Below are 21,184 nucleotides of genomic sequence, written 5' to 3' on the forward strand. Positions count from 1 at the left end.
CGCCAGGCGTTTTACCTGGCGTTATTATTCAATATTTTCATTTACAATCTTTGTTTTCAAATCATACTCAACAATCATAGTTTCGTGATCTTCATCTTTTAATTCTAATTTTATTGAAGTAACATAACCTTTTGAAGCTTTTACTATAACTTCTTTTTTCTCAACACTATTGTATACTTTTAATTCAGTATCACTTACTACCTCTCTAACTATTCCTAAATTACTAAACATTTTTTACCTCCTAAATTTCTTCATTTTTCATAATAAGTTCTATTATTTCTGTTTGATGGTATATTACTTCTCTTTGCTTTTCTATTAATAATTTTTGCTCTTTTATAATTTCTTTTTGTATACTCAATAAACTTTCTATATCTTCCTTCTCTTTCTTTATTTCATCTAAATTTTTCATGAAATTTTTTAAAAATTTCATAACCTATACGTTCCTTTCCATTTCTATAATTCTAACTCTTCTCTTTCTTTTTCATATTCTCTATTTCTTTCTGACTTTTCATATTCTCTTTGATTTATATACTTTTCAAAATCATTTCTCATTGCTTTTTTTAACCTATTCATTGTTCCTGCATTGATACTTATATTAACTTTATTGTTATATTGAAATTTATTTTGAGACTGTTCTTTAATATTTTTTAATAAATTTTCTTCCGAAAATCTATTTAAAATATCATTTGCTTTGTTATCTCTATTTCTATTCCTATAATTAAATTCACCCTCCTTTTTTTCATTTGAACTATTAATATTTTCTTTATTTGTTCTAAAGTTTTCTTTAGAACTTTCCTTTTTTCCATTTATATTTTCAAATTCCTTTCTTTGATAATCCCCCTTTTCTTTTTCATCACTACTAATTTTTTTATCTGCAATTTTAAAGTCCTCTTTAAAATTTTCTTCTCCTACTTCCTTAAATTTTTCTTTCTTATTTTTAAATTTATCTTCTTCTTCTTTTACATACTCCCTTAGTTCTCTTAATATTGAATTCCCCATTTTTTTAAGTAATTCTTTTTCTTTATTCTTTTTATAATCTTTATATCGCCCTTTCTCTTTTCCTTCTTGCCCTTCCCCATAAACTCTTTTCAATTCTAGCTCTTCTAGCGTTAATCTTTTCATTAATTCTTTATAATCTTCTTTATGATATGTTTGAATATAATACTTGCTTATTGTATCTATTAATGGTTTTACATTATTTATTTTGTTATATCCATATTGCCAATATCTTTTATTACTTGGTAGCTTTTTTAATAATTCTAATGTCTTTTCTTTTAAAATTTTATCATCTGATGATATAAATTTTTCTCTATCTTTCACTATATTTTCTCTTATGAGTTCATTAATTTTTTTATACTCTATTTCCCTATGCCTTAGTTCATTTATAAAGTTACTTTTCATTTTACTTAACTCTGCTTCAGTTCTTTTTCCTCTTTTTCTAGGATTATTAGTTAATTCAACTGTCGCAATATGAACATGTATATTCCCTGTATTATAATGAAAACTAGCACTCCAAAGTGCAGTATCCATATTGCATTTATCAATATGATTATTCATACATCTTCTTACTGCATTTCTTATTTTTTCTTCATCAAGTGTATGAGTTTTTTCATCATAATATCCATGTTCCATAAGCCATTCATTATCAAAACTAAATACATCTTGCCACATTAAACTACCATTTCTTTGTGCTAATCTAAATTTATCTTTTAAATTTTCTTTTTCTTCTTTACTTAAATAATCTTTATCTGCTGTAAAAAGACTTCCTAACTTTTCCGGATTTCCCATATAGTCATTGTATAAAGAAAATTCATCAAACTTATATGCCCTAGTAGCTTCATCTCTATCTATATAATCAATATATGATGAAAAAACTTTCGTTTTTGCTCCTACAAATCTTGATACAAAAACTACTGCTGGACTACTCATTTACCTTACTCGCTTTCATTATTTTATTCCTATGAATTCTTTTCTTAACTTCATCTTTTGCTATTTGTAAAGCAGGACTTTCCATAGCAATATCTGTAGTTAATCCAGTTGTTGTTACTATAGCTCCAGTACCGGATTTTATTAAAAATCCATTAAGTAGTTCTATTAATATTTGAACATTTTTATCTGTTTCTTTAGCACTTAACTTAAATTTATTAACATCATCTTTTAATACTTTTCCAATTTCCTTTGCCATAAGTTTTGCAGTATCTTCTGTTTTAATCTTAGATCGTTTCTCATGTTCTGTTACTACCACTTCAAGTGCTAAACTTACTGATGATAAATTATTTTCTTTCTTTACTCTTTTTAAATACTCATGAACTTCATCACTTACACTATATCCCCTTGAAACTTTACTCATTTTCAAAAACCTCCTCATAACTTATACAGTTTTCTTTCATAAATCTACTTATTACTTTTGTATTTAAATCTATTACCTTAGATAATTTATTCATCATCATTGCTTCTCTATCTTGAACTCTTTTTATTTCATCATCTAACGAAATAAGTGATAATTGTTCTCTTAAAAATTCCTCCCTGCTTACTCCTCTCTTTTTAGCTTTTTCATCAATTAAAGCTACAACATTACCTGGAACTTTTCTTATTAATATATCCATACTATTACTCCTAATCTTCACTTCTTTTTTAGTTGCTAACGCAATAAGCTTTAAAAAAGCTTAACCAAATACCAAATAGGAATGACTTAATTTTAGAAAAAAGCAATATACTAAATTCCAAAATTCAACGTATTAAAATACTGATTTTAAAATCTAATATATCACTTTCTAAAATTAAGTCAGAGCATAAGGAGAAACTGTTAGCAAATTCCTTGCTAACCTAGGCAAAGCCTAGGGTTTCTCTGATAACACCAAAACCCAATTTTATATAACTTTTATATAGGATTTTATATAGCTTTTATATAGGATTTTTAAAAGAATTATCTATACTTATCATATAAATTATCTGGTAAACTTTTTATAATATCATTCATCTTTTTATTAGCCATTGATTGCTTTTCTTTTTCTTCACTTATATTTTTTTCTATCTCTTTTATAGAGTTTTCTAATGAAGTTATACTACTTTTATAACTATCTATTTTCTGATTTACTTCTAATTTTTCACTATCTGTTAAATACTCTTTTTTACTTTCTAATAAGTTAATTTCTTCATTGGTATTCTCTATTGTTACTTTCTTTTCTTCAATTTCTTCTTCATATTTTGCAATAACTTCGTCTATCTCTTTTAGGTCTTGCTCTATATTTTCTATCATATATTCTTCTTTAGTTCTCTTTTCAAGTTCATCATTTTTACTACAAACTCTTTCATCTATATATACTCTTGTTTCTCCTACTTCTTTAGCCTTTTTCTCTTTAATATCTACTGCAATAGCACTCCACTTTTTAGGAGTTGTAACAAAAACAACTATATTATTTTCATCTACTACCATAAACTCTACAGGTAATTTTTTATTTGTATTTTCTCTTGCTATTGCTTCAAATTCAAAATCATTTGCAAAATTTATATTAGTTTTATTTACTCCTAACTTAATTTCTAATAGATTTTTTTCTTCATTAAACTGTTCTTCTTTTATAAAGACTTCTGAATTTTTTAATGTTATTTTTTTATTTAATTCAGTTGAAGTTAATCTATTATTACTTTCAAAAAATGCTCCTGAAGAAAGAAAAAAAATATATCCTGCTCCTATCAAAAATACTAACAGAATATATTTATATGATTTTTTATAATTAATTTTACTTCTTATTTTTTCAATTTTTTTCTGAAAACTCTCTAACTTTTCATTTATTTTTTTATTGAAACCCATAAAATATTTTCACCTCATTTTTTTATTATATCTTTAATTTTTTCTATTAACTCAACTGGAGCTGGACTATTTCCATACCCACTTATTTGTGCTAAATAATATTTTTTTCTTCTCTCTTTAATCTCTAATGTATATCTTTCATTGTCATATATTACTGAATATATTGCTGATTTATCTTTATTAATTTTTTCTGCATAACTCCATACACAATTATTATTTATTACACTTTCAGTTATTAATCTTTTTCTTGTTTTTATTCTTTCAAATTCAGTTGGTAACTTTAAATTTTTAAACTTACTATTTTTAGGTATCTTTATTATTGGTGTTTTTTTATTTCTTAATTTTATTGTTAACCTATCATGTTCACTCTCTATTCTTTTTATAGACTTAATATTCAAATTAAAAATTTTATTATTATCATATCTTAGTTTCATATCAATATAATCTGCTAATAAATATTCCTCATTTTCATCTAATTCTTTTTTTCTTTCATTTTCTATATTTATTTTGTAATATAAATATAAACAAGACTTTAGTTGCTCTCTATGGCTATTTATAAATTCATTTTTATAATCATAATTTATAATAGTTTTAACTAATTTTTGATATTCATTTTCTTTTACATACTTCTGACATTTTGTTAATAAATAAGTTAATTGTATTGGATATTTATTTATATTTTTAGGTATTTTATAATTTTTACAATAACCATTTAGCAATTCATATTTTGTTCTATATTCCCATATATCATTTATTCTTATTGGTAGACATATTAATTTATTTTTATATTCATTTGTTAACTCTCTAAAAAGTAAATGTTTCTCTGAAAAATATTTAAATATCTCAATTATATATTTATTAAAAACTTCCTCATTAAATATTCTCTTTTTGCTTAAATAAGAGTAAGTTATTTGAACTGCTTTACCTTTTATATATGTGTATATAGATAAATCTTCATTAATTATTATTGTTTCACTCTCTTTTTTATCTGCATAATATATATTTCCATTCTTTCCACATATCTTATTATATCTAACAAATTCAAGCACTATATATTTCCCATTTCCATTTTCTCTTTCTAACAAATTAATATAAATTTGTTTACTCTCATAAAATATACAACAAAAATATTTACTATCTCTAATAAAATCTAAATATTCATCTTCTATTTCAGAATAAATTAACTTTATCCCATCATCTGTTTTTTTATTCTTTAAATTAATAGTATCTTCTATATCTACTAATCTTCTATACAAACTTTCTAATTCTATATCCCCCATTTTATCTCTCCTTTTAATTAACAATTCTTCGTACTCTTCCATTAAATTTTTCTTTGTAATAGCCAGTTAACTCTGATACTGTTACACCAGTTGAAGTTCCATCATGTAAAAATTTATTATCACCAAGCCATATCCCGATATGACCATTGATTGTGTAGGTATCAAAGAATATTAGATCACCTCTTTGCATATCTTTTGGCTCTATTTCTTCACCCATATTTACAAGTGAAAATGTAACAACACTAGCTCTATCTCCAAGTTGAATACCAGCTTCTGCATAACAATAATGAACGAATGAAGAACAGTCAAATCTACCAGCTTCTACATCTGCTTGTGTTCTTCCTCCACCCCATACATAGGGAGATTTTCCTACCCACTTCATACCAGCTTCAATTGCTTTTTCTATTGTTTCATTATCTATAGGAGTTCCACTTCCGGTTAATCCACCCTCTCTGAATTCCATAGCATATTTAAAAACTTTGTTAGGATAATCATGTTGTGCATTATCTAAATCTACATTCATTCCATAACTAGGACCTCCATTATAACAAGCAAATATTCTTCTTAATATTTCTCTAAACTCTTCATCATTTTCATCACTATTCCAGTTAATTAAATTCATATTTTCATTATTGTTGTACTCTAATTTATTTACATAATCTTTCTTATACAAAACATAATTGGTATAGTACCGTATTTCATATGCTCCTGCAAAAATTTGTGCTTTAGGGTCTGTTAAAAAAATATTCCACATTTCTTCACTATCATTAAATGAATATCCATTTGCTAAATATATTTCACCTAATCCCATATCAATTAAATATTTCCACAAATCTTTTCCTGTTGATGGGTCTACTTTTTGAATTTGCATTATTCCATATGCACCTCCATAGGAGGTGTTCGGATTAAAATTACTTTCTTGTTTAGATACCGCAGCCAAAACCCAATTAGGAATATTAAATATCTCACTTGCTTCATTGTAATACTCTATATATTCACTAGGAACTTCACCTGTTAAATCGGATATATTCCCAAAACTATTATTAATTCCAACAGTAAATAAAACTATTGCTCCTACTACTAACATTAAAAGTCCAAAACTAGATGTTACTAAAGCTACTAATCCTTTTATTAATAGCTCTATCATCTTTTTATATCTTTTAGCTTGTCTATATTTCTTACCTATATTGAGTGGTTGCATAATCTCCAACTCTCCATTCATTATTTTCTTTAATAAACAATAATGTGACTATGTTATGTTCTCTATTTATAATTTCTTTATTTCTATCAAGAATATTTGACTTTACTTCAAACTCCCAAGTTAAAGAATTATTATCATTATTTTTACTTTCTACAGAAGTTACCTCATAAACTTCTCTTGCAAAAAAATCTTTAAATAATATAGGTTGTTTACTCTCAACAAAAGTTCCAATTAAAAAACTTTTCATACTTTCAGTCGCATATTCTGTAGCTTTCTTAATATTACCTTCATGACCATTATCTAAATCATAACTATGAACTAATGGAATAAATTCAAGCCCCATTTCTTTTGTTTTTTCTATATCTTCCTCTGAAATTTCAATAGTATTTCCTTCTATTTTTTCATCTTCTTGTACTAGATTACTCTCTGAAATCTCTTCTGTTTTACTATTACTATCAACTTCATTTTTATTGCCTTCATCTTCTACATAAGTAGTATTCTCTTTATAAAAATCATCTGAATTATTTTTATTAATAATAAAAACTCCACTTACTAATGTAAGTGAAGCTAATAAAGCTAATATGATTTTTTTCTTCATAATCTACATACCACCTTTAAAGATTAATTTTTCTTCTTCTGATAATTGTACTTTCATTGAAACATTGGCTAACCCATCAATTGCTAGAATACATCTACCCTTTCCAAACTTAGGTATAGTTTCTATTTCACTTTCACTTAAAATACCTTTAAATACTTTTCCTAAAAGTTCTTTATTGGCAGTATCTTGTTTCATAATAAATTTATATTGCGTCATAGTAAATATCTTTTTAATTCTTTCTAATGCTTGATGGTTCTTTGCATTTTCAGGAACATAGTCATTTATCGTATGGTTTGCTAGTATTACTCCACCAAAGAATTTTCTTAACTCTCTAATAGCAGTTTCAACTATTTCAATTGAATCTATATTATTTACATTTATAAAGTTATGAGCTTCATCTAATATTAAAAGAAACCTTTTAATATCATCTTCTGATTTATTTCCACTCTCATAATCATATTTTTCTTTCCTTCCTACAACTAAGGCTTGACCCCATATAGAACTTAATGCAGTAAATAATTGAGTTGTAAAAATTCTTTTATCCATTTGTTTCAGATTAGTACAATTATAAGATACAAACTGTACTTTTGTTATATCATCTATAGTTGAATGAGCATTAAATAAATCTCCGTAATTTAATATAAGCTTAGATATTAAAAGTTCAATACTTTCTAATCTTTCTAATTTGCTAGGTGTTAGTTCTCTTACCTTTCCATTCTCTAAATAAAGTTGCTTTCTGACATAATTTAAAAAATCGGCAAATATAGGATATTCATTAGCTTTATATTGAGTTGATTTTCTTTTCTCAATTCCAAATTCCTCATAAAACTCACATATTAGTATTTCAAATTCTGATATTTCATCCTCTGAACAAGTTGGTTTTAAAGTTCTATATAAATTATTTAGTTTAGCCAAATTACTAGCAAAACATTTATCTTCTAGTATCATTCCTGTTTTTTCATCTGCTATTGTTGGATATATGTGTAATGGATTTACAATATCCCCAGTACCATCTAAAAATATTTCTTTTCCACCTAAAAATTCTACTAATGTACTAAATTCATTTGCAACATCAATAGTTCTTACATAGTTACCACAAATAATATTATTTACAATTATTTTTTTTAGTAATGATGATTTCCCCGACCCCGGTTTCCCCATTAATAAACAACTATATGATATTCTTTTATTGGTATTATGAAATAAATCAAATATAACACTTCCACCAGTTGTAGTTGTTCCAATGAAAAGTCCTCTCGGGTCGTTTATTGATGTATGATGAAATGGAAGTCCAGCTCCTAAACTTAATGCAGGTATAGGCTTCCACTTTCTACTATTATCATATTCTCTTTGTACTGCATAACTTGTAAATAATGATTGATACTCATAATTTTGTTCATTTAATAGTACAATAGCTTTAAATAATTTTCCTTCTTCGATTTTCTTTCTTACTTTATCTATAGTTTCCTCTAATTGATTTCTAGTTGGTGCAGATACATAAACCCTAACTGTTATAAGTTTTATAACTTCTCCCCTTTTCATAACTTCATCTGCTAAAAGTTCTAATATCATATACTCTCTTTCTGCTTTCTTTCTATCACTATGCTTTACTGCTTCCTTATATCTTGAATTTTGTTCATCTAAAGCTTTATCTATTTTCTTTATTACTAATTCCTTAGCTTCTGTAGTAATATCAATAGTTGCAATAGTATTTTCTATATTAACAATACTGTTAAGCCAAAACTGATCCACTTCTGTTGGAAAAGCATATACATATAAACAAGCTTCGTATCCATCACCTTTTATTATTTTATCTTCTTCAAATTTAACTCCACCTCGTGGTTGAATCTCACTTAATAAATATGGATTATATCCACTATTTGTTTCTGCTATTTTCATAATCTACCTCCATAATAAAAGGTGTCCCCTAGGGACACCTTTTATTTTAATATTTATACAATTTTACTTAATACTTATTACATCTTTTTTCTTATTTTATATGAACGTATTTTAGATTCAACAACTGATTTAATTATATTTTCTAAAATAGCTTCATATGTAGCTTCTCTATCTGTAAAAACATTTAATTTTTTAGATAATTTTAATAAATTCCCTTTACTTTCAACACATTTAGAATCATATATTAATTGTTTAGCTTCTTCAATACTCATTGTATCTTCTAGTTTTTGAGCTAACTTATTTATTTCACTTTCTGTATCTTCTACCTTTTCATATCTATGAATTATGATACTTCTATTTTTCTCAATATATATCAATATATTCTCCACTAGAGAATCATTTGTTTCTTTAGCTTTATAATTAATTTTAAAATATTTACAAAACTCTATAATTTTTGATTTTGTTGATAATATTTCATTTATTTTATCTTTTTTTAATTCATCATTTTCTTTTGCTATATCATATATTAATTTATTATACAACTCTCTTTTTTCGTTATCTAATCCCTTTTCAATATAACGAATATCCCCAGTACCATTAATTAAATTACTAAATTGTTCTTCAGTTAAACTATTTATAAACTCATTAATAACTTTTGAAATTACGAGAAAATCTTTTTTTGAACTCATATTTTTCCTCCTCAAAATTAAATTTTAGCTTTTACAATTAACTCTCTAACTACATTCTCAATTTCATTTCTTATATCATAATATATACCACCTAAATTATCATTTAAAGCTACTGGAACTCCATACTCCGGTGAATTAGCAAATAAAGTATTATTATTCCTAACAAAATTTCTAAAAACAGTATATCCATTTCTGCTTACTTGATGAATATATGTATTTTGAGCCTGTATAGGGTTTCCATTATAAATATTTATCATTGTAAAAATTACACCTGTTAACTCTGGATTTATTTCACTCCACCTAGAACTATCATCTTGTACTACATACCTATTATATTTTTCTTTCAACGCCTCAATATGTCTTACAAGTTGGTCAATACCTAAAGTAGATAGAAAATCGGCTTTTGCTGGTACAACATACTTATCACTTGCTATTATTGCATTTTGAGTTACTATATTAAAATTCGGTGGACAATCTATTAAAACTAAATCATAATCATCACTTACTTCCTCTAACCCTCTTTTTAATCTTGAAAAAAGTCTTAAAAAACTACTTCTTATAGTTCTTTCAGAATTACCTCCATATCTAGTTGCTAATTCCATATCTAAATTAATAAGTTCCAAATGAGAACTTATTAAATGCAAGTATCCTTTTGAATTCATATCTTTTAATACATTATTTACCCTTTGTGGTACAACTATCAAATCCTTCAAAGAATCATCTAAATCTGCATCTAAAAATTCATCATACCAATGCTTTATAGTTTTTTGCCCTTCATCCAACTTTTGCCATTCATTTAAATCTATAAAAGATAATGTTAAATTTGTTTGCGGGTCTAAATCAACTACTAATACTCTTTTCCCTCTATATGCTAATTCAGCCGCAACATTTGCTGTTAATGTTGTCTTTCCAACTCCTCCTTTATAATTAATAAATGATATTATATCCATAGTATCTCCTCCATTATTTATAATATTATATTATACCATTAAAATAAATAAATGTTAATTATACTATTCTCTAAAATTTCACCTAAAATATACCAAAAACTTATCTTTCACTCTATCTATTTAATCAACTTTAGAATTCATATTATTTAGCTTTTTAAGTATTTTAATCTTCTTTTCAATATCCATTTCAAATACTTGTAATTCTCTGTTACTTGATAGAACTAAATCTCTATTGTTAATCATTTCTTTATCATCTTTAGCAAATATCATTAAAAAGAATTCTCTATTTGTTCTTTTATCCTCAATAGTTTTTAATTGCTTCATTCTATGCTCTAAAAACTTCATTTGATTAACATTATTACATTCTGCTATTTTCTTACTTAAATACTTTTGTTGTTTACTAGTATCTGCTGGATAATTCATAGATATTATTTTCATATCTTCTGTATAGCTCTGCAATAAATTAGTAAATGATAAAATATAAGTATTATACTCTATGTCATTCATACTTTTTATATCTATACTTTCAATTTGCAATATATCTAAAAATCCTGTTTTAGTTTTAAAGTATCCATATTCTGATAAAGATATTATAGAAAGCAAATCCTTTGTTTCTCTAAAGACTTTTTTATCTTCTGCTACTAACTTTTTTTGTTCTTCTTTCTCCTGCTTCTTTTGAATTTTTTCCTTTTCCTTTTCTTCTTTTTTTAATTTCTTTTGCTCTTTTTTATTTTCTCTTTTAACTTTATTCTTAATTAAAGTTTCTTTTAAACTCACTTACATCATTCCTTTCCATAATTAAAAGGTGTCCCCCGGGGACACCTTCTATATAAATACATTACTTTAATTTTCAATTCTACTAAATGTATTACTCTCTCTCTTAAAAGCTAATATTATACTGTTATATACTTTTTTACCCTTATTATCTGGTGAATCTAATACTAAGATAGTTGTTGTAATTACTACAAATGCAATAAAAGGTATTTGTAATGGTTGATATACAATTACTCTTAACCCTAAAGATAGTAAAAAAGATAATATAATTATTCCTAAATCAATAAATGATATTGGAAATCTAGTAGTTTCCATTTTCACATCTAATTCAGTTGGTATTATAAACTTCATTATAAATTCCTCCTTATTCTTTCAGCTACAATCTTATCTTTTATTTCTTGCTCTTTTATCCCTACATATCTTCGTAAATCTTTTGCTGTATTATTACCTATTTTATAACTTGTCCTCATATTCTTAGCTAATTCACTATTCTTAATATTATTAACCTTAGAGTTCATCATTCCACCTAATAAGTCTTTAATATTTCTTGTTTCACTTGGGTCAATATAATTTGGTTTGTCATATACTCTTCTTCTTGCTCCCCAATCAATACCTGCTCCAAAGTCATTATTCATATTATTAAAGTTATTATTTGATGTTCCTCCATAACTCCAATCTTTATTTTCTCCTTTTGCTAATCTAGTATAATCAGTTATTTCATTACCTTTGCCACTTAATGAATCACTATTACTCATAGTGAAATTATCTCCATGTACTAATCCATCTGTGGAATTATTTCTTATATTACTATCAGAAGATAAACTTGTAATTCCACTTACTAAGCCTATATCCATATCATCTATATTTCCATTAAAATCAGAAAGGCTAGTATTATAATCATCACTTCCTAGTGAACTTCCATACTCATCTAATCCTGGAATATTAGCATCTAAATCATCTAATTTCTTCGCTTCTTTTCCAAGTGGTGTATTTGATATTTTATTATCTTTTCCTATATTACCAGTTTCTATATCATCATCTAACTCTTTAATATCATCATTATATAAATTAGATGTATCTTCTAAATCTGATATATTATCATCTAATCCATTATTTAAATCTATATTTTCTGTATTTGGTAAGTCTGAAATATCACTATCACCACCACCATTAGGCGATAAATCATTTGGTGGAGTTTCATCTATATTATCAAATACATCATCATCAATATCTGAATTTCCATCACCTAATTCTTTCATATCTTTATCTTCCAATAAAGAATTTTGAAATGGATTAAAGCCTTCATCTTTCATTTCATCTTCTAAGTCTGGAATTGCTCCATCTCTAAAACCTTTAAGTCCAGCTCCTAAAGTCGCTGCTAAACCAATTCCTTCTTTAGCCATTTCTGAAGCTTTACCCACTCCACGACCTAATTTACTTAATATATCTAAACCACTATTTATTCCCATAATAGTTCTAAGTCCACTAGAAAGACCGGCATCAACTCCAAATATCTTTTCTAATAAATTAGGACCATCTATTACAAAGAGTCCTGCTCCAAAATTAAGCATTATACCAGCAAATCCAGTAAGATTATTTTGAAGCCATGCAGTTCCTAAAATATACAACTCTAGTGTTAATCCTACTGCTACTATTGATATGTATATAGATATTATGTGCATTAACATTTGTTTAGTTTTTTGACCACTACTTATATCTGCAAAAGCTCCCCCTATTATAAACACTTTACTAAAAGCTAATTCTAGCATTAATTTCACAAGCTTAACCATTGTAAATATTAGAACTAAGCCAGTTATAAGTAATGTTGTGATAATCTGAAAAAAGTTAATATCCCAACGATAGTATTCACTATCAATTTTAAACCAACCATTTATTCTTTCTAACTCATATCCTTCACCAACTGAACTTGGTGTTATTGTATTCTCAAACACTTTTTTATTACTTACTTTACTTCTATCAATTTCTTCTGTCGGGTCTATCTTAGTTATATTACTTTTGTCTATATTATTTCTTGGTTCTATATCTCTATTTTCAAAATTACTTTGGTCATATAAATAAATATCTGTAATATTATTAGATACTATTTCAGTTGCTAATGTACTTTCAGTTGTAGTAAACAACTTAAAGCCTTCTTTTGTAATATCAGCTAAAGAATTCATGGCTGTAGGTAAGAAAAATACTATTAATATTGCTATAATAAAATTTCCTGGTATCTTACTTACATCAAACTTCTTTCTATTAATCATTAGCTGATATGCTATATATAGTAATGAAATAGTTAAAAATACTACTGCTAATGGTTTAATCTTATCTATTATTTCATTGACTACTGAACTATCAAAGAAATTTAAAAATTCCATCATTCTATCCAATACATCTTGAGCTGAATTAACTAAAATCACCAATAATTTTATTACTCCCCAGCCTAAAAACCTTACTGCAAAATAAAAGATATTACTAGGAGTTAACATATCTGAAAACTCCAGTAATACCTTTATAGCTTCTGCTTCTGTCATATTGAAATCCCCCTCCTATCTATTAATAATATTATTTAATTTCTTTAAAACATTATCTCCAAACTTACCTTCTTCACTTAAATTTTTTATATGTTCTTTCATCATATCTTTATTATCAATTTCTTTTATTACTTCTATTTCAGCATCTGTTAATGTTGGTTCTACTACTTTTATTATTTCTGCTATTTTACTCTTTTTTAAGTTGCTTTTAGTTTTTTCTTCTAAACCTTCTTTTTTCTCTTTAGCCTTTTCAGCTTCAAGTGCCTTTTTAGCTTGTTCTCTTTGATAATCTCTCAAAGCATTTTCTTCTATAATTTGTTGCATTTTATTTTTTATTAAATCAACCATTTCATCTTCAAAATCTACTTTTAACTCTTCAAGTACTACAGTATGAAATGAGTTTTTAATATAAATATTTCTCATTGATGAATTTTTAGAAAATACATCTGCTAAATACTCATATTGAAACTTCATTCCCATTTCTTCAGTATTTAAAATTGGATATGATACTATTTTATTTCCCTTTAAATCTTGCCTGTGCATAGGTTTTATTACTATATTTTCACCTAGCTTTAATCTCATTAAATCATCATATCTTATAACTGGAACAGTTTCTAAACTTTCAGTTATATTTTTATCTAAAGACAGAACCCCACCTTGCCTTGAATTAGTTACTATTGTTTTTTCACCAGTCATTTTAGAAATTTCTTCTGCCGTATCGGGATCAGTACTCATTATATAAACAGTATTAGCACAATTATCTACAAGAGTTTTATAATTCTCTCCATACATTTCTTTAAGTTGTGCATAGGATTGAATTATTGGAATAAACTTTAATCCCCTACCTAAACATACAGTTAATGTTTCTGCAAAGTTTTCAATTGGAGACATATTACCTGCTTCATCAAGAATAAATACTACTTCTCTATCAGTTGAACCACTTTTACTTAGTGAAGCCTTTCTTGATAGCATATAAGTTATTTGAGCTATACAAGTTGTTGATAGTACATGATTAGATTTATCAAAGTCTGGAACTATAAGAAATAAAGCTATTGGCTTACTATTTTCTTTATCAGAAACTGAATATTCCATTTCATACACTCCTGGTACTCCCCACATAACCCTTGCATGATTAATCTCTATTTTATCAGTTAAATCTTGTCCTTTAACTCCTATTGCAGTTACTCCATTTCTTATAAGTTCTTCTGTAAACTCATCATCTCTATAAATGGTTATATTTTTTGTTCCGAATAGTTGTACTTCTCCATCTTTCCTATCATTACTCCTACTATTATTTTTATCATCTTCTATATTCTTATTTTTTTCATTATTTTTGGGTCTATCTTCATTTAAAATTTTTACATTGACCTTTTTAGTATCATTCTTGTAAAAACCTATTTCTTCAAGTTTTAAGTCATTAAAACTTGTTAATTTAGCAACTCTTTCTCCTAAATAGACTTGTAATTTCATTGAAGCAGTAACAAATACACTTGCCCTAGTTTTACTTTTAGCAAACTTAACAGTATTGTATTGTCTTTTAGCTACAGACTCTTTAGGTAAGTTATCAAAATAAATATCTAACCCTGTACCTTCTTCAAGTTCTTTTCCTCCTAGTTCTCCTAACATATTAGCAACTGAAAAAAGATTTACCTTCATTTCTTCTTTATCCCAATGCTCCAACTCTTCTTTAGTCATGCTTTCTCTTTCTTTATTAGTCTTTATACATCTTTCACATAAAGCTAATATAAGAGCATTAACCAAGTTCATTGATAAATCTTCCCATGTACTATCATGACTTTTAGTATTATGATACATAGCAAAAGTAAATGTTCTACACCTTAACTCTGCTTCTGCAAAATCACCTTCTCTCCATGCTTCTTTTATAATTTCAAGTGGGTTATATCCAATAGAATTATTCATTTCTAAGAAGTCAATTACTTTAACTTCGTAACCTTCTCTTTCAAGTAATTCCTTACTCATTCCACACAACTCTCCCTTAGGATCGTTGAAAATTAATGACGACTTTTCTTCTGCTCTTGAATATATATCTATTGTTATTAAGACAAAACCTTGACCTTTACCACTCCTTGTTGTACCTATAATAATAGTATGAATTGCACTTATATCAATGTAAATCTTATCTCCAAATCTCGATATAGGTACTCCGCCTTTTCCTTTAAATCTCTTACCCTTTTCAGGAATAGCATGATATTCATTTTGAATTTCTTTTAAAGTTGATACCCTTCCACTTCCTTTTTGACCATTCTCTAAATTTTCAAAACTAGCTTTAATGGTTATTCTTAATTTTATATAAAATACTATTAAAAATATAAAAACCACTAAATATATAAGCCAAAATTCAAATTTAGGTAATAAGAATTTATATATTGGATATGAACTATCTACATTGTTAAATTTAAATCCTATAAAATCTATTAATCTTATTAAAATATTTGTTATAATAAAAACAAATATAAATAATACTATTCCAATAATTTTTAAGGCTTTGGGACTTGCTAATACCCGCAGCCTTTTTAATATCTTTATACTTTTATCATTATCGTTTAATTCTCTTATTTTTTCTTCAGCTCTACTTATCTTAATATTATCAGTTATTTTCTTCTTTAATTTGTTAAACAAGAGAAAACCTCCTTAAAATAAAAAATATATAAAATTTGAGGTATCATATTCAAATACCTCAAATTTAAACCTAAAAGCTAATTAAACTTTGTACATACTCTCCTAATGGAAAACAACCTACAATTAAAACTAATCCTACAACAGCCCAAGCTAAATCATCTTTAATTTCATCTCTCTTTTGCTTAGCCCACATTGCCTTATATCCTGCTTTCAATAAACAAAATACGAAAAGAACTCCTCCACCTAGTTGAAATGCTTGTATTAATGTTTTTGCTATGTTTAAAACATTATCCATTCTTTATCTCCTCCTACTTTCCTATAAGTTCAAAAATACTATCTAAATTATTTTCTACATATTCATTTAAATTTTCTAAATACCATTCCTTAAAGTTTTCACCTTTAATATCCATTATCTGCTTAACTTGTTTCTCCTTTTTCTTTATTTGAGTTTCTATTTTTTCTATTGCCATTTTCCTCACCTCCCTTCAATAGAAAAGAACTTCTCGGCATTGCCTGTCAGAAGCTCTTTTCCTTGAAAAAAAAATATATATATTAAAAAGGTGTCACCTGAGGACATCTTTATTTTAATGACTTTAAATTTACTAATATCTCAACCTTTAATGTTTCTTTCACTTTTTTCGGAACATCAATTACTTCTTTTGATAATGCTTCAAAGTTACTTATAATATAATCTATATCAATTTGCTCTTTTCTACATTCTTTAATAATAATTTTACTTATCACATTTACACACTCATTCTTAAAATATGGATCAGCATTTTCTTTATCTTTAACTATTGCTTCAGCTAATTCAAAACTTTTATATTCTGCTTTATTAATTTCCTTATTTTCTATTAATCTTCTTATTTCTTTAATCTCATTATTAACTGCTATTTTTGTAATCTTTGTATTCATATTTTTACCTCACTTTATAATTAATTTATTTATGATTTTCTTTTAAATTAAACCTTCTATCTTACAATATCCTCACCTTCTTTCACTAAAAAAGAACTTCTCGGCATTGCCTGTCAGAAGCTCTTTTCCTTGAAAAAAAATATATATATTAAAAAGGTGTGCCCTGGGGACATCTTTATTTTCTCTTTCCTTTTCTTTTTAACATCTCATTCATAAATTTAGATTGCCCTTTCATACTATCTATAAGTTCATCAAAATTAACTTGTCTATTCTTCCAAGGCTTTAACTGACTATTTTGATATTTATATCTTTCTATGTATCTATCACCTTTTCCCATATCTTCCTCCTAAAAGGTATCCCCCGGGGACACCTAAGCTACTACCGCACTCCACATTAACTTACTCACTTCGTTCCGTTACTTAATATTCCGTTTGGTCTACTATTTATAATTCTTCTTTTAACTTCTGCTTTACTATCCTTTCTATCTCTGCTCTTTCTTCTTCTGTAAATATTTTTTCTTTTCTCTCCTTATCTTCTTTTATTAATAACTTTATGTATTCTGAAAAACTATCATGTTCTAGTGCAAATATCATTAATTTTCTCTCTGATTTTTTAAAACTAACTGAATATACTAATCTCACATTTTTATTTTCCCTTCATCTTTATGCCTCTAAAAAAGTGTCCTCTGGGGACACCTTCACTCTAGCTCCTTAAATACTAAATCATCTATCGTTACATCAAACAAACGAGATAATTCATATAATTCTGTATATATAGGAATAGCTTCAGCTTCTTCCATTTTTCTTAATCTCTTTTCTTCAATTCTTGTTTTATTGGCTACATAACTAAATTTCCAATGCTTTTTACTTCTTAGTAATTTTATATTCTTTGCTATTCTTTCTAAATTGTAGTTCATCACACTATAATTCTCCTTTCTACAATTAATTCTTCTAATGGTATATTCAACACATCTGCCCATCTTATAATTACATCTAATCTTGTATTTTTTGTTCTTCCATTTTCTGCCCAATCTATTGACGTTATTGAAACTCCACTTTTTTTCGCTAATTCTTTAACAGATAATCCTCGTCTAAGTCTATTAACTCTTAATTGCATACCTAAATTAACTTTTTCCTCTATTTCTATATCCATAATCTTTTCCCCTTCCACTATAAAATATGTCCCCCAGGGACACCAATAAATTGCATTATTTATTTCATTAAAACTTATTCTATGAGAAATTTCCCTTATATTAATTTTTCTTGTAAGTATTAAACCTATCTTCTATATATTTCTCACACCTTGTCCATACCATCACACAACCAACTATAATAACTCCTATAAAAAATAATATTACTACTGTTATTATTTATTTCCTCCACTATAAAAGGTGTCCCCTGGGGACACCTTCTAAATTATTTCTCACTTTTTAATTTTATCTTTTTTAATTCTAATTTATTTCCATCTCTTTTTTGTCTATCTATATAGTTATTTATCCATAATATCATTCTATTTTCCATACATCACACCTAAATAGATAATATTTTTATCTTCTTACTTTCTCTATGCTGGATATGTAATTCACTTGTTGGATTTTTTAATACTAACCAATTATTCGGATTTAATCTTCTTTCCTGCATTATCTTTTTTTGTTGTCTTGTTGGATTCTTTCCTTTCATATCACATACTCTCCTATCCTATAGTTATTTCCCCTTTGCACTTACTACAATACTTAGGTAATACAACTTTATTTTTTATTTCTATAATAAATTTATTCTTACATACTGGACATTTTATCTTTACTTTACTCATTTTCTATCTCCCCTTAATTTTTTTCATCTATATACTCCTGTTCACACCTTGAACCTACAACTAAACAACTCCATGTAGCAAATACTATAAATAATAAAATTAACACTATTATTAATACTAAAATATTCCCCATATAAACTTCTCCTCACTTCTCTCAATGTGTCCCCTGGGGACACCCATAAACTTTATTTTTTATTTTATTAAAATCTCTTCAATATTTTCTAATTTAATTTTATAAATACTTTTAAATTCTTTCTTACACTTTAAACATTCCCAATATATTATTATCTTTCTTTTTTTAATAATTTTGTTATGTGATAACTCTTTAATTCTACGAAGCAACTAGGACAAGTTTCCTTTACTATTATACTCATATTCTTTAACTCACTTCTTTACTCTATAATCTCTATCAAATGAATATCTTCAATACTATCTTTACTTTCTAAATACCTTATAATTACTTTATCTCCTATCTCGGCTTTTTCATAAAAATAAGCATCTTCAACTTTAAACTTTATTCCCTTAAACTCTATCCCTAATATATATTCCTTTGAAAAACTAGATGTTGGAATTATACTATCTCCCACTACCGTATTATTAATATGCAAATTCTCTTCTATAGATTTATCTACTATTATTCCATAACTTACTTTAACTTCTTTTCTTCCTAATGCTATACTAATCCACTTCCATATAAAAGATATAAAAAAGCCTATCATAATTATTAAAAGAAGCCCTGTCATTATCACTAACAATGTTGGTAGAACTTCCTCCATAAAAAAACAAAATATATCCATCTCTTTTTCTCCTTTCATAACTAAAAGGTGTCCCCGGGGGACACTATCTAAATTTAATATATAATTCTGTTTAAAATAAAAATAACTTTAATAAAATAAATATTTATTTACTTTATTAAAACTACTAACTTCCTATCAATTTACCATCTTTATAAATTTCAACTATATCCTTTTTATCATTTAAATATATTTTATACACTTTTCTTAAAACTAAATATATTATCCCTATTACAAATACCCAAAACAAATTTAAATTTAATAGCTTTATATTAAATATTCCTAATATAATAACTATCGTATTTATAAAAAAAATTGCATAATAAATAATTCTATGTATTATTTCTCTTTTTCTTGATTTATAATTAGTTAAAATTTCTATATTCTTATTAATATCCTTTATAATCCTTATCCCTAAAATAAAGAAGGAAAGAATTATTATTACCTTTCCCATTAGCTCTATTCCTCCAAAGTTTATAAAATCACTTTTTATATTTTCTAACATAAATATCTACTTCCTTTAATAGTTAAATGGTGTCCCCTGGGGATACCTTTCTATAATGCTAATATAATTTTCTAACATAAACTACCTAAAACCTCTATATTTACATAAATGACCTTCTAACTCTTCTATCCATACATCTTACTTTTCTAATTTCTATTTCATTTTTAGGATCTAGTACAATACATTTATCTTTTTCTTTATTCATAACTTCAACACTCTTTCACAATTTATTCACTCATCAATAAAACATTTTTAATATCCGTTATATAAACTCTTCCATCTATACTTTCAATCTCAACAATATTATCTTCAATATCATAATTATCAACTTCAATTTCTATATTCTCATTTCCTATTACTATAATAGCTTTCTGAACTTTATACTCTTCTACTGCTCCTTCATCTTCTTCCACTTCAATTTCTTCATAATTTTTATTATTTATTGCTTCTTTCACTCTACTACTAAAATCTAAAATTAAATAACCAGCTAAAATAATCAATATAATAACAGCAATTATCATTATTATTGGTGCAAGTATTTCAGTACAAAAATTCATCATAAAATATCTTCCCTTTCTCTCTCAATAAGATATACAAAAGGTGTCCCCCGGGGACACCTTCTAATATTTTAAATTAATTAGCTTTTTATTCCTAAAATATTATAATTTCATTTAATTATCTTATTATTATGTCTTAACAAAACAAAATATAATAATTCCCAAATAAAACTTCAATCGTCATAATAAAAAATAAAAAATATATTAAAAATTTTTCACCCC

At 26.1% G+C, this 21,184-nt stretch carries 28 protein-coding genes; all 28 read right to left on the reverse strand.

Going from position 1 to position 21,184, the window contains the following annotated elements; translation table 11 throughout:
- Positions 1 to 24 precede the first annotated feature (24 nt).
- The 28 genes from EJJ37_RS11625 to EJJ37_RS11740 all read right to left on the reverse strand — a co-directional run bounded on the left by EJJ37_RS11625 (position 25) and on the right by EJJ37_RS11740 (position 20,965).
- On the reverse strand, positions 25 to 231 hold the full coding sequence (locus EJJ37_RS11625) for a hypothetical protein (RefSeq protein ID WP_133015750.1): 207 nt from the start codon (positions 229 to 231) through the stop codon (positions 25 to 27).
- A gap of 10 nt (positions 232 to 241) precedes the next feature.
- On the reverse strand, positions 242 to 430 hold the full coding sequence (locus tag EJJ37_RS11630) for a hypothetical protein (RefSeq protein WP_133015751.1): 189 nt from the start codon (positions 428 to 430) through the stop codon (positions 242 to 244).
- Positions 431 to 453: 23 nt separating this feature from the next.
- Entirely contained in the window at positions 454 to 1,929 is a 1,476-nt protein-coding gene (mobP2, locus tag EJJ37_RS11635; protein ID WP_133015752.1) for a MobP2 family relaxase, read from the reverse strand.
- Positions 1,922 to 2,350 (reverse strand): hypothetical protein, encoded by a 429-nt coding sequence (locus EJJ37_RS11640; protein ID WP_133015753.1) that lies wholly within the window; start codon positions 2,348 to 2,350, stop codon positions 1,922 to 1,924. The genes mobP2 and EJJ37_RS11640 overlap by 8 nt, the downstream gene beginning before the upstream one ends.
- A complete protein-coding gene (locus EJJ37_RS11645; RefSeq protein ID WP_133015754.1) occupies positions 2,343 to 2,606 on the reverse strand; it encodes a ribbon-helix-helix protein, CopG family in 264 nt (87 codons plus the stop codon). The genes EJJ37_RS11640 and EJJ37_RS11645 overlap by 8 nt, the downstream gene beginning before the upstream one ends.
- A gap of 320 nt (positions 2,607 to 2,926) precedes the next feature.
- Positions 2,927 to 3,811 (reverse strand): hypothetical protein, encoded by an 885-nt coding sequence (locus EJJ37_RS11650; RefSeq protein WP_133015755.1) that lies wholly within the window; start codon positions 3,809 to 3,811, stop codon positions 2,927 to 2,929.
- Between the two features lie 14 nt (positions 3,812 to 3,825).
- On the reverse strand, positions 3,826 to 5,091 hold the full coding sequence (locus EJJ37_RS11655) for a PcfJ domain-containing protein (RefSeq protein ID WP_166484753.1): 1,266 nt from the start codon (positions 5,089 to 5,091) through the stop codon (positions 3,826 to 3,828).
- A 13-nt stretch (positions 5,092 to 5,104) separates the two neighbouring features.
- Positions 5,105 to 6,292: a C40 family peptidase gene (locus tag EJJ37_RS11660; RefSeq protein ID WP_420808543.1), complete on the reverse strand. Its 1,188-nt coding sequence runs from the start codon at positions 6,290 to 6,292 to the stop codon at positions 5,105 to 5,107.
- A complete protein-coding gene (locus tag EJJ37_RS11665; RefSeq protein ID WP_133015757.1) occupies positions 6,270 to 6,890 on the reverse strand; it encodes a hypothetical protein in 621 nt (206 codons plus the stop codon). The genes EJJ37_RS11660 and EJJ37_RS11665 overlap by 23 nt, the downstream gene beginning before the upstream one ends.
- 3 nt (positions 6,891 to 6,893) lie before the next feature.
- On the reverse strand, positions 6,894 to 8,789 hold the full coding sequence (locus EJJ37_RS11670) for a VirB4 family type IV secretion system protein (protein WP_133015758.1): 1,896 nt from the start codon (positions 8,787 to 8,789) through the stop codon (positions 6,894 to 6,896).
- 77 nt (positions 8,790 to 8,866) lie between these two features.
- Complete coding sequence (locus EJJ37_RS11675) at positions 8,867 to 9,478, reverse strand: hypothetical protein (RefSeq protein ID WP_133015759.1); 612 nt, start codon at positions 9,476 to 9,478, stop codon at positions 8,867 to 8,869.
- 17 nt (positions 9,479 to 9,495) lie between these two features.
- Complete coding sequence (locus EJJ37_RS11680) at positions 9,496 to 10,428, reverse strand: ParA family protein (protein WP_133015760.1); 933 nt, start codon at positions 10,426 to 10,428, stop codon at positions 9,496 to 9,498.
- 120 nt (positions 10,429 to 10,548) lie between these two features.
- On the reverse strand, positions 10,549 to 11,205 hold the full coding sequence (locus tag EJJ37_RS11685; RefSeq protein ID WP_133015761.1) for a hypothetical protein: 657 nt from the start codon (positions 11,203 to 11,205) through the stop codon (positions 10,549 to 10,551).
- 66 nt (positions 11,206 to 11,271) lie between these two features.
- Positions 11,272 to 11,553 carry a DUF5592 family protein gene (locus EJJ37_RS11690; RefSeq protein WP_133015762.1) on the reverse strand — a complete coding sequence of 94 codons (282 nt, stop codon included), beginning with the start codon at positions 11,551 to 11,553 and terminating at the stop codon, positions 11,272 to 11,274.
- Positions 11,553 to 13,739, reverse strand: coding sequence for a pLS20_p028 family conjugation system transmembrane protein (locus tag EJJ37_RS11695; protein WP_133015763.1), 2,187 nt, complete (start codon positions 13,737 to 13,739; stop codon positions 11,553 to 11,555). The genes EJJ37_RS11690 and EJJ37_RS11695 overlap by 1 nt, the downstream gene beginning before the upstream one ends.
- Before the next feature lie 15 nt (positions 13,740 to 13,754).
- Positions 13,755 to 16,379 (reverse strand): VirD4-like conjugal transfer protein, CD1115 family, encoded by a 2,625-nt coding sequence (locus EJJ37_RS11700; RefSeq protein ID WP_133015764.1) that lies wholly within the window; start codon positions 16,377 to 16,379, stop codon positions 13,755 to 13,757.
- A 70-nt stretch (positions 16,380 to 16,449) separates the two neighbouring features.
- Positions 16,450 to 16,674 (reverse strand): hypothetical protein, encoded by a 225-nt coding sequence (locus tag EJJ37_RS11705; protein ID WP_133015765.1) that lies wholly within the window; start codon positions 16,672 to 16,674, stop codon positions 16,450 to 16,452.
- 13 nt (positions 16,675 to 16,687) lie between these two features.
- Complete coding sequence (locus tag EJJ37_RS20260; protein ID WP_166484754.1) at positions 16,688 to 16,849, reverse strand: hypothetical protein; 162 nt, start codon at positions 16,847 to 16,849, stop codon at positions 16,688 to 16,690.
- A gap of 109 nt (positions 16,850 to 16,958) precedes the next feature.
- Complete coding sequence (locus tag EJJ37_RS11710; RefSeq protein WP_133015766.1) at positions 16,959 to 17,294, reverse strand: hypothetical protein; 336 nt, start codon at positions 17,292 to 17,294, stop codon at positions 16,959 to 16,961.
- 175 nt (positions 17,295 to 17,469) lie between these two features.
- Positions 17,470 to 17,631 (reverse strand): hypothetical protein, encoded by a 162-nt coding sequence (locus EJJ37_RS20265; RefSeq protein WP_166484755.1) that lies wholly within the window; start codon positions 17,629 to 17,631, stop codon positions 17,470 to 17,472.
- A 106-nt stretch (positions 17,632 to 17,737) separates the two neighbouring features.
- Positions 17,738 to 17,935 carry a hypothetical protein gene (locus EJJ37_RS11715; RefSeq protein WP_133015767.1) on the reverse strand — a complete coding sequence of 66 codons (198 nt, stop codon included), beginning with the start codon at positions 17,933 to 17,935 and terminating at the stop codon, positions 17,738 to 17,740.
- A gap of 56 nt (positions 17,936 to 17,991) precedes the next feature.
- Complete coding sequence (locus EJJ37_RS11720) at positions 17,992 to 18,213, reverse strand: helix-turn-helix domain-containing protein (protein ID WP_133015768.1); 222 nt, start codon at positions 18,211 to 18,213, stop codon at positions 17,992 to 17,994.
- Positions 18,210 to 18,446 carry a helix-turn-helix domain-containing protein gene (locus EJJ37_RS11725; protein WP_133015769.1) on the reverse strand — a complete coding sequence of 79 codons (237 nt, stop codon included), beginning with the start codon at positions 18,444 to 18,446 and terminating at the stop codon, positions 18,210 to 18,212. The genes EJJ37_RS11720 and EJJ37_RS11725 overlap by 4 nt, the downstream gene beginning before the upstream one ends.
- A gap of 377 nt (positions 18,447 to 18,823) precedes the next feature.
- Positions 18,824 to 18,973 (reverse strand): DUF6906 family protein, encoded by a 150-nt coding sequence (locus EJJ37_RS20270; RefSeq protein WP_166484756.1) that lies wholly within the window; start codon positions 18,971 to 18,973, stop codon positions 18,824 to 18,826.
- A gap of 13 nt (positions 18,974 to 18,986) precedes the next feature.
- Positions 18,987 to 19,106, reverse strand: coding sequence for a zf-TFIIB domain-containing protein (locus EJJ37_RS20880; RefSeq protein ID WP_243124885.1), 120 nt, complete (start codon positions 19,104 to 19,106; stop codon positions 18,987 to 18,989).
- Positions 19,107 to 19,498: 392 nt separating this feature from the next.
- Positions 19,499 to 19,903, reverse strand: coding sequence for a hypothetical protein (locus EJJ37_RS11730; RefSeq protein ID WP_133015770.1), 405 nt, complete (start codon positions 19,901 to 19,903; stop codon positions 19,499 to 19,501).
- Between the two features lie 124 nt (positions 19,904 to 20,027).
- Positions 20,028 to 20,405, reverse strand: a complete 378-nt coding sequence (locus tag EJJ37_RS11735) for a hypothetical protein (RefSeq protein ID WP_133015771.1) — start codon at positions 20,403 to 20,405, stop codon at positions 20,028 to 20,030.
- Between the two features lie 227 nt (positions 20,406 to 20,632).
- Positions 20,633 to 20,965, reverse strand: coding sequence for a hypothetical protein (locus EJJ37_RS11740; RefSeq protein WP_133015772.1), 333 nt, complete (start codon positions 20,963 to 20,965; stop codon positions 20,633 to 20,635).
- Positions 20,966 to 21,184 lie beyond the last annotated feature (219 nt).

This window comes from Clostridium cuniculi (assembly GCF_004353185.1).
GTDB classification, from domain to species: Bacteria; Bacillota; Clostridia; order Clostridiales; family Clostridiaceae; genus Clostridium; species Clostridium cuniculi.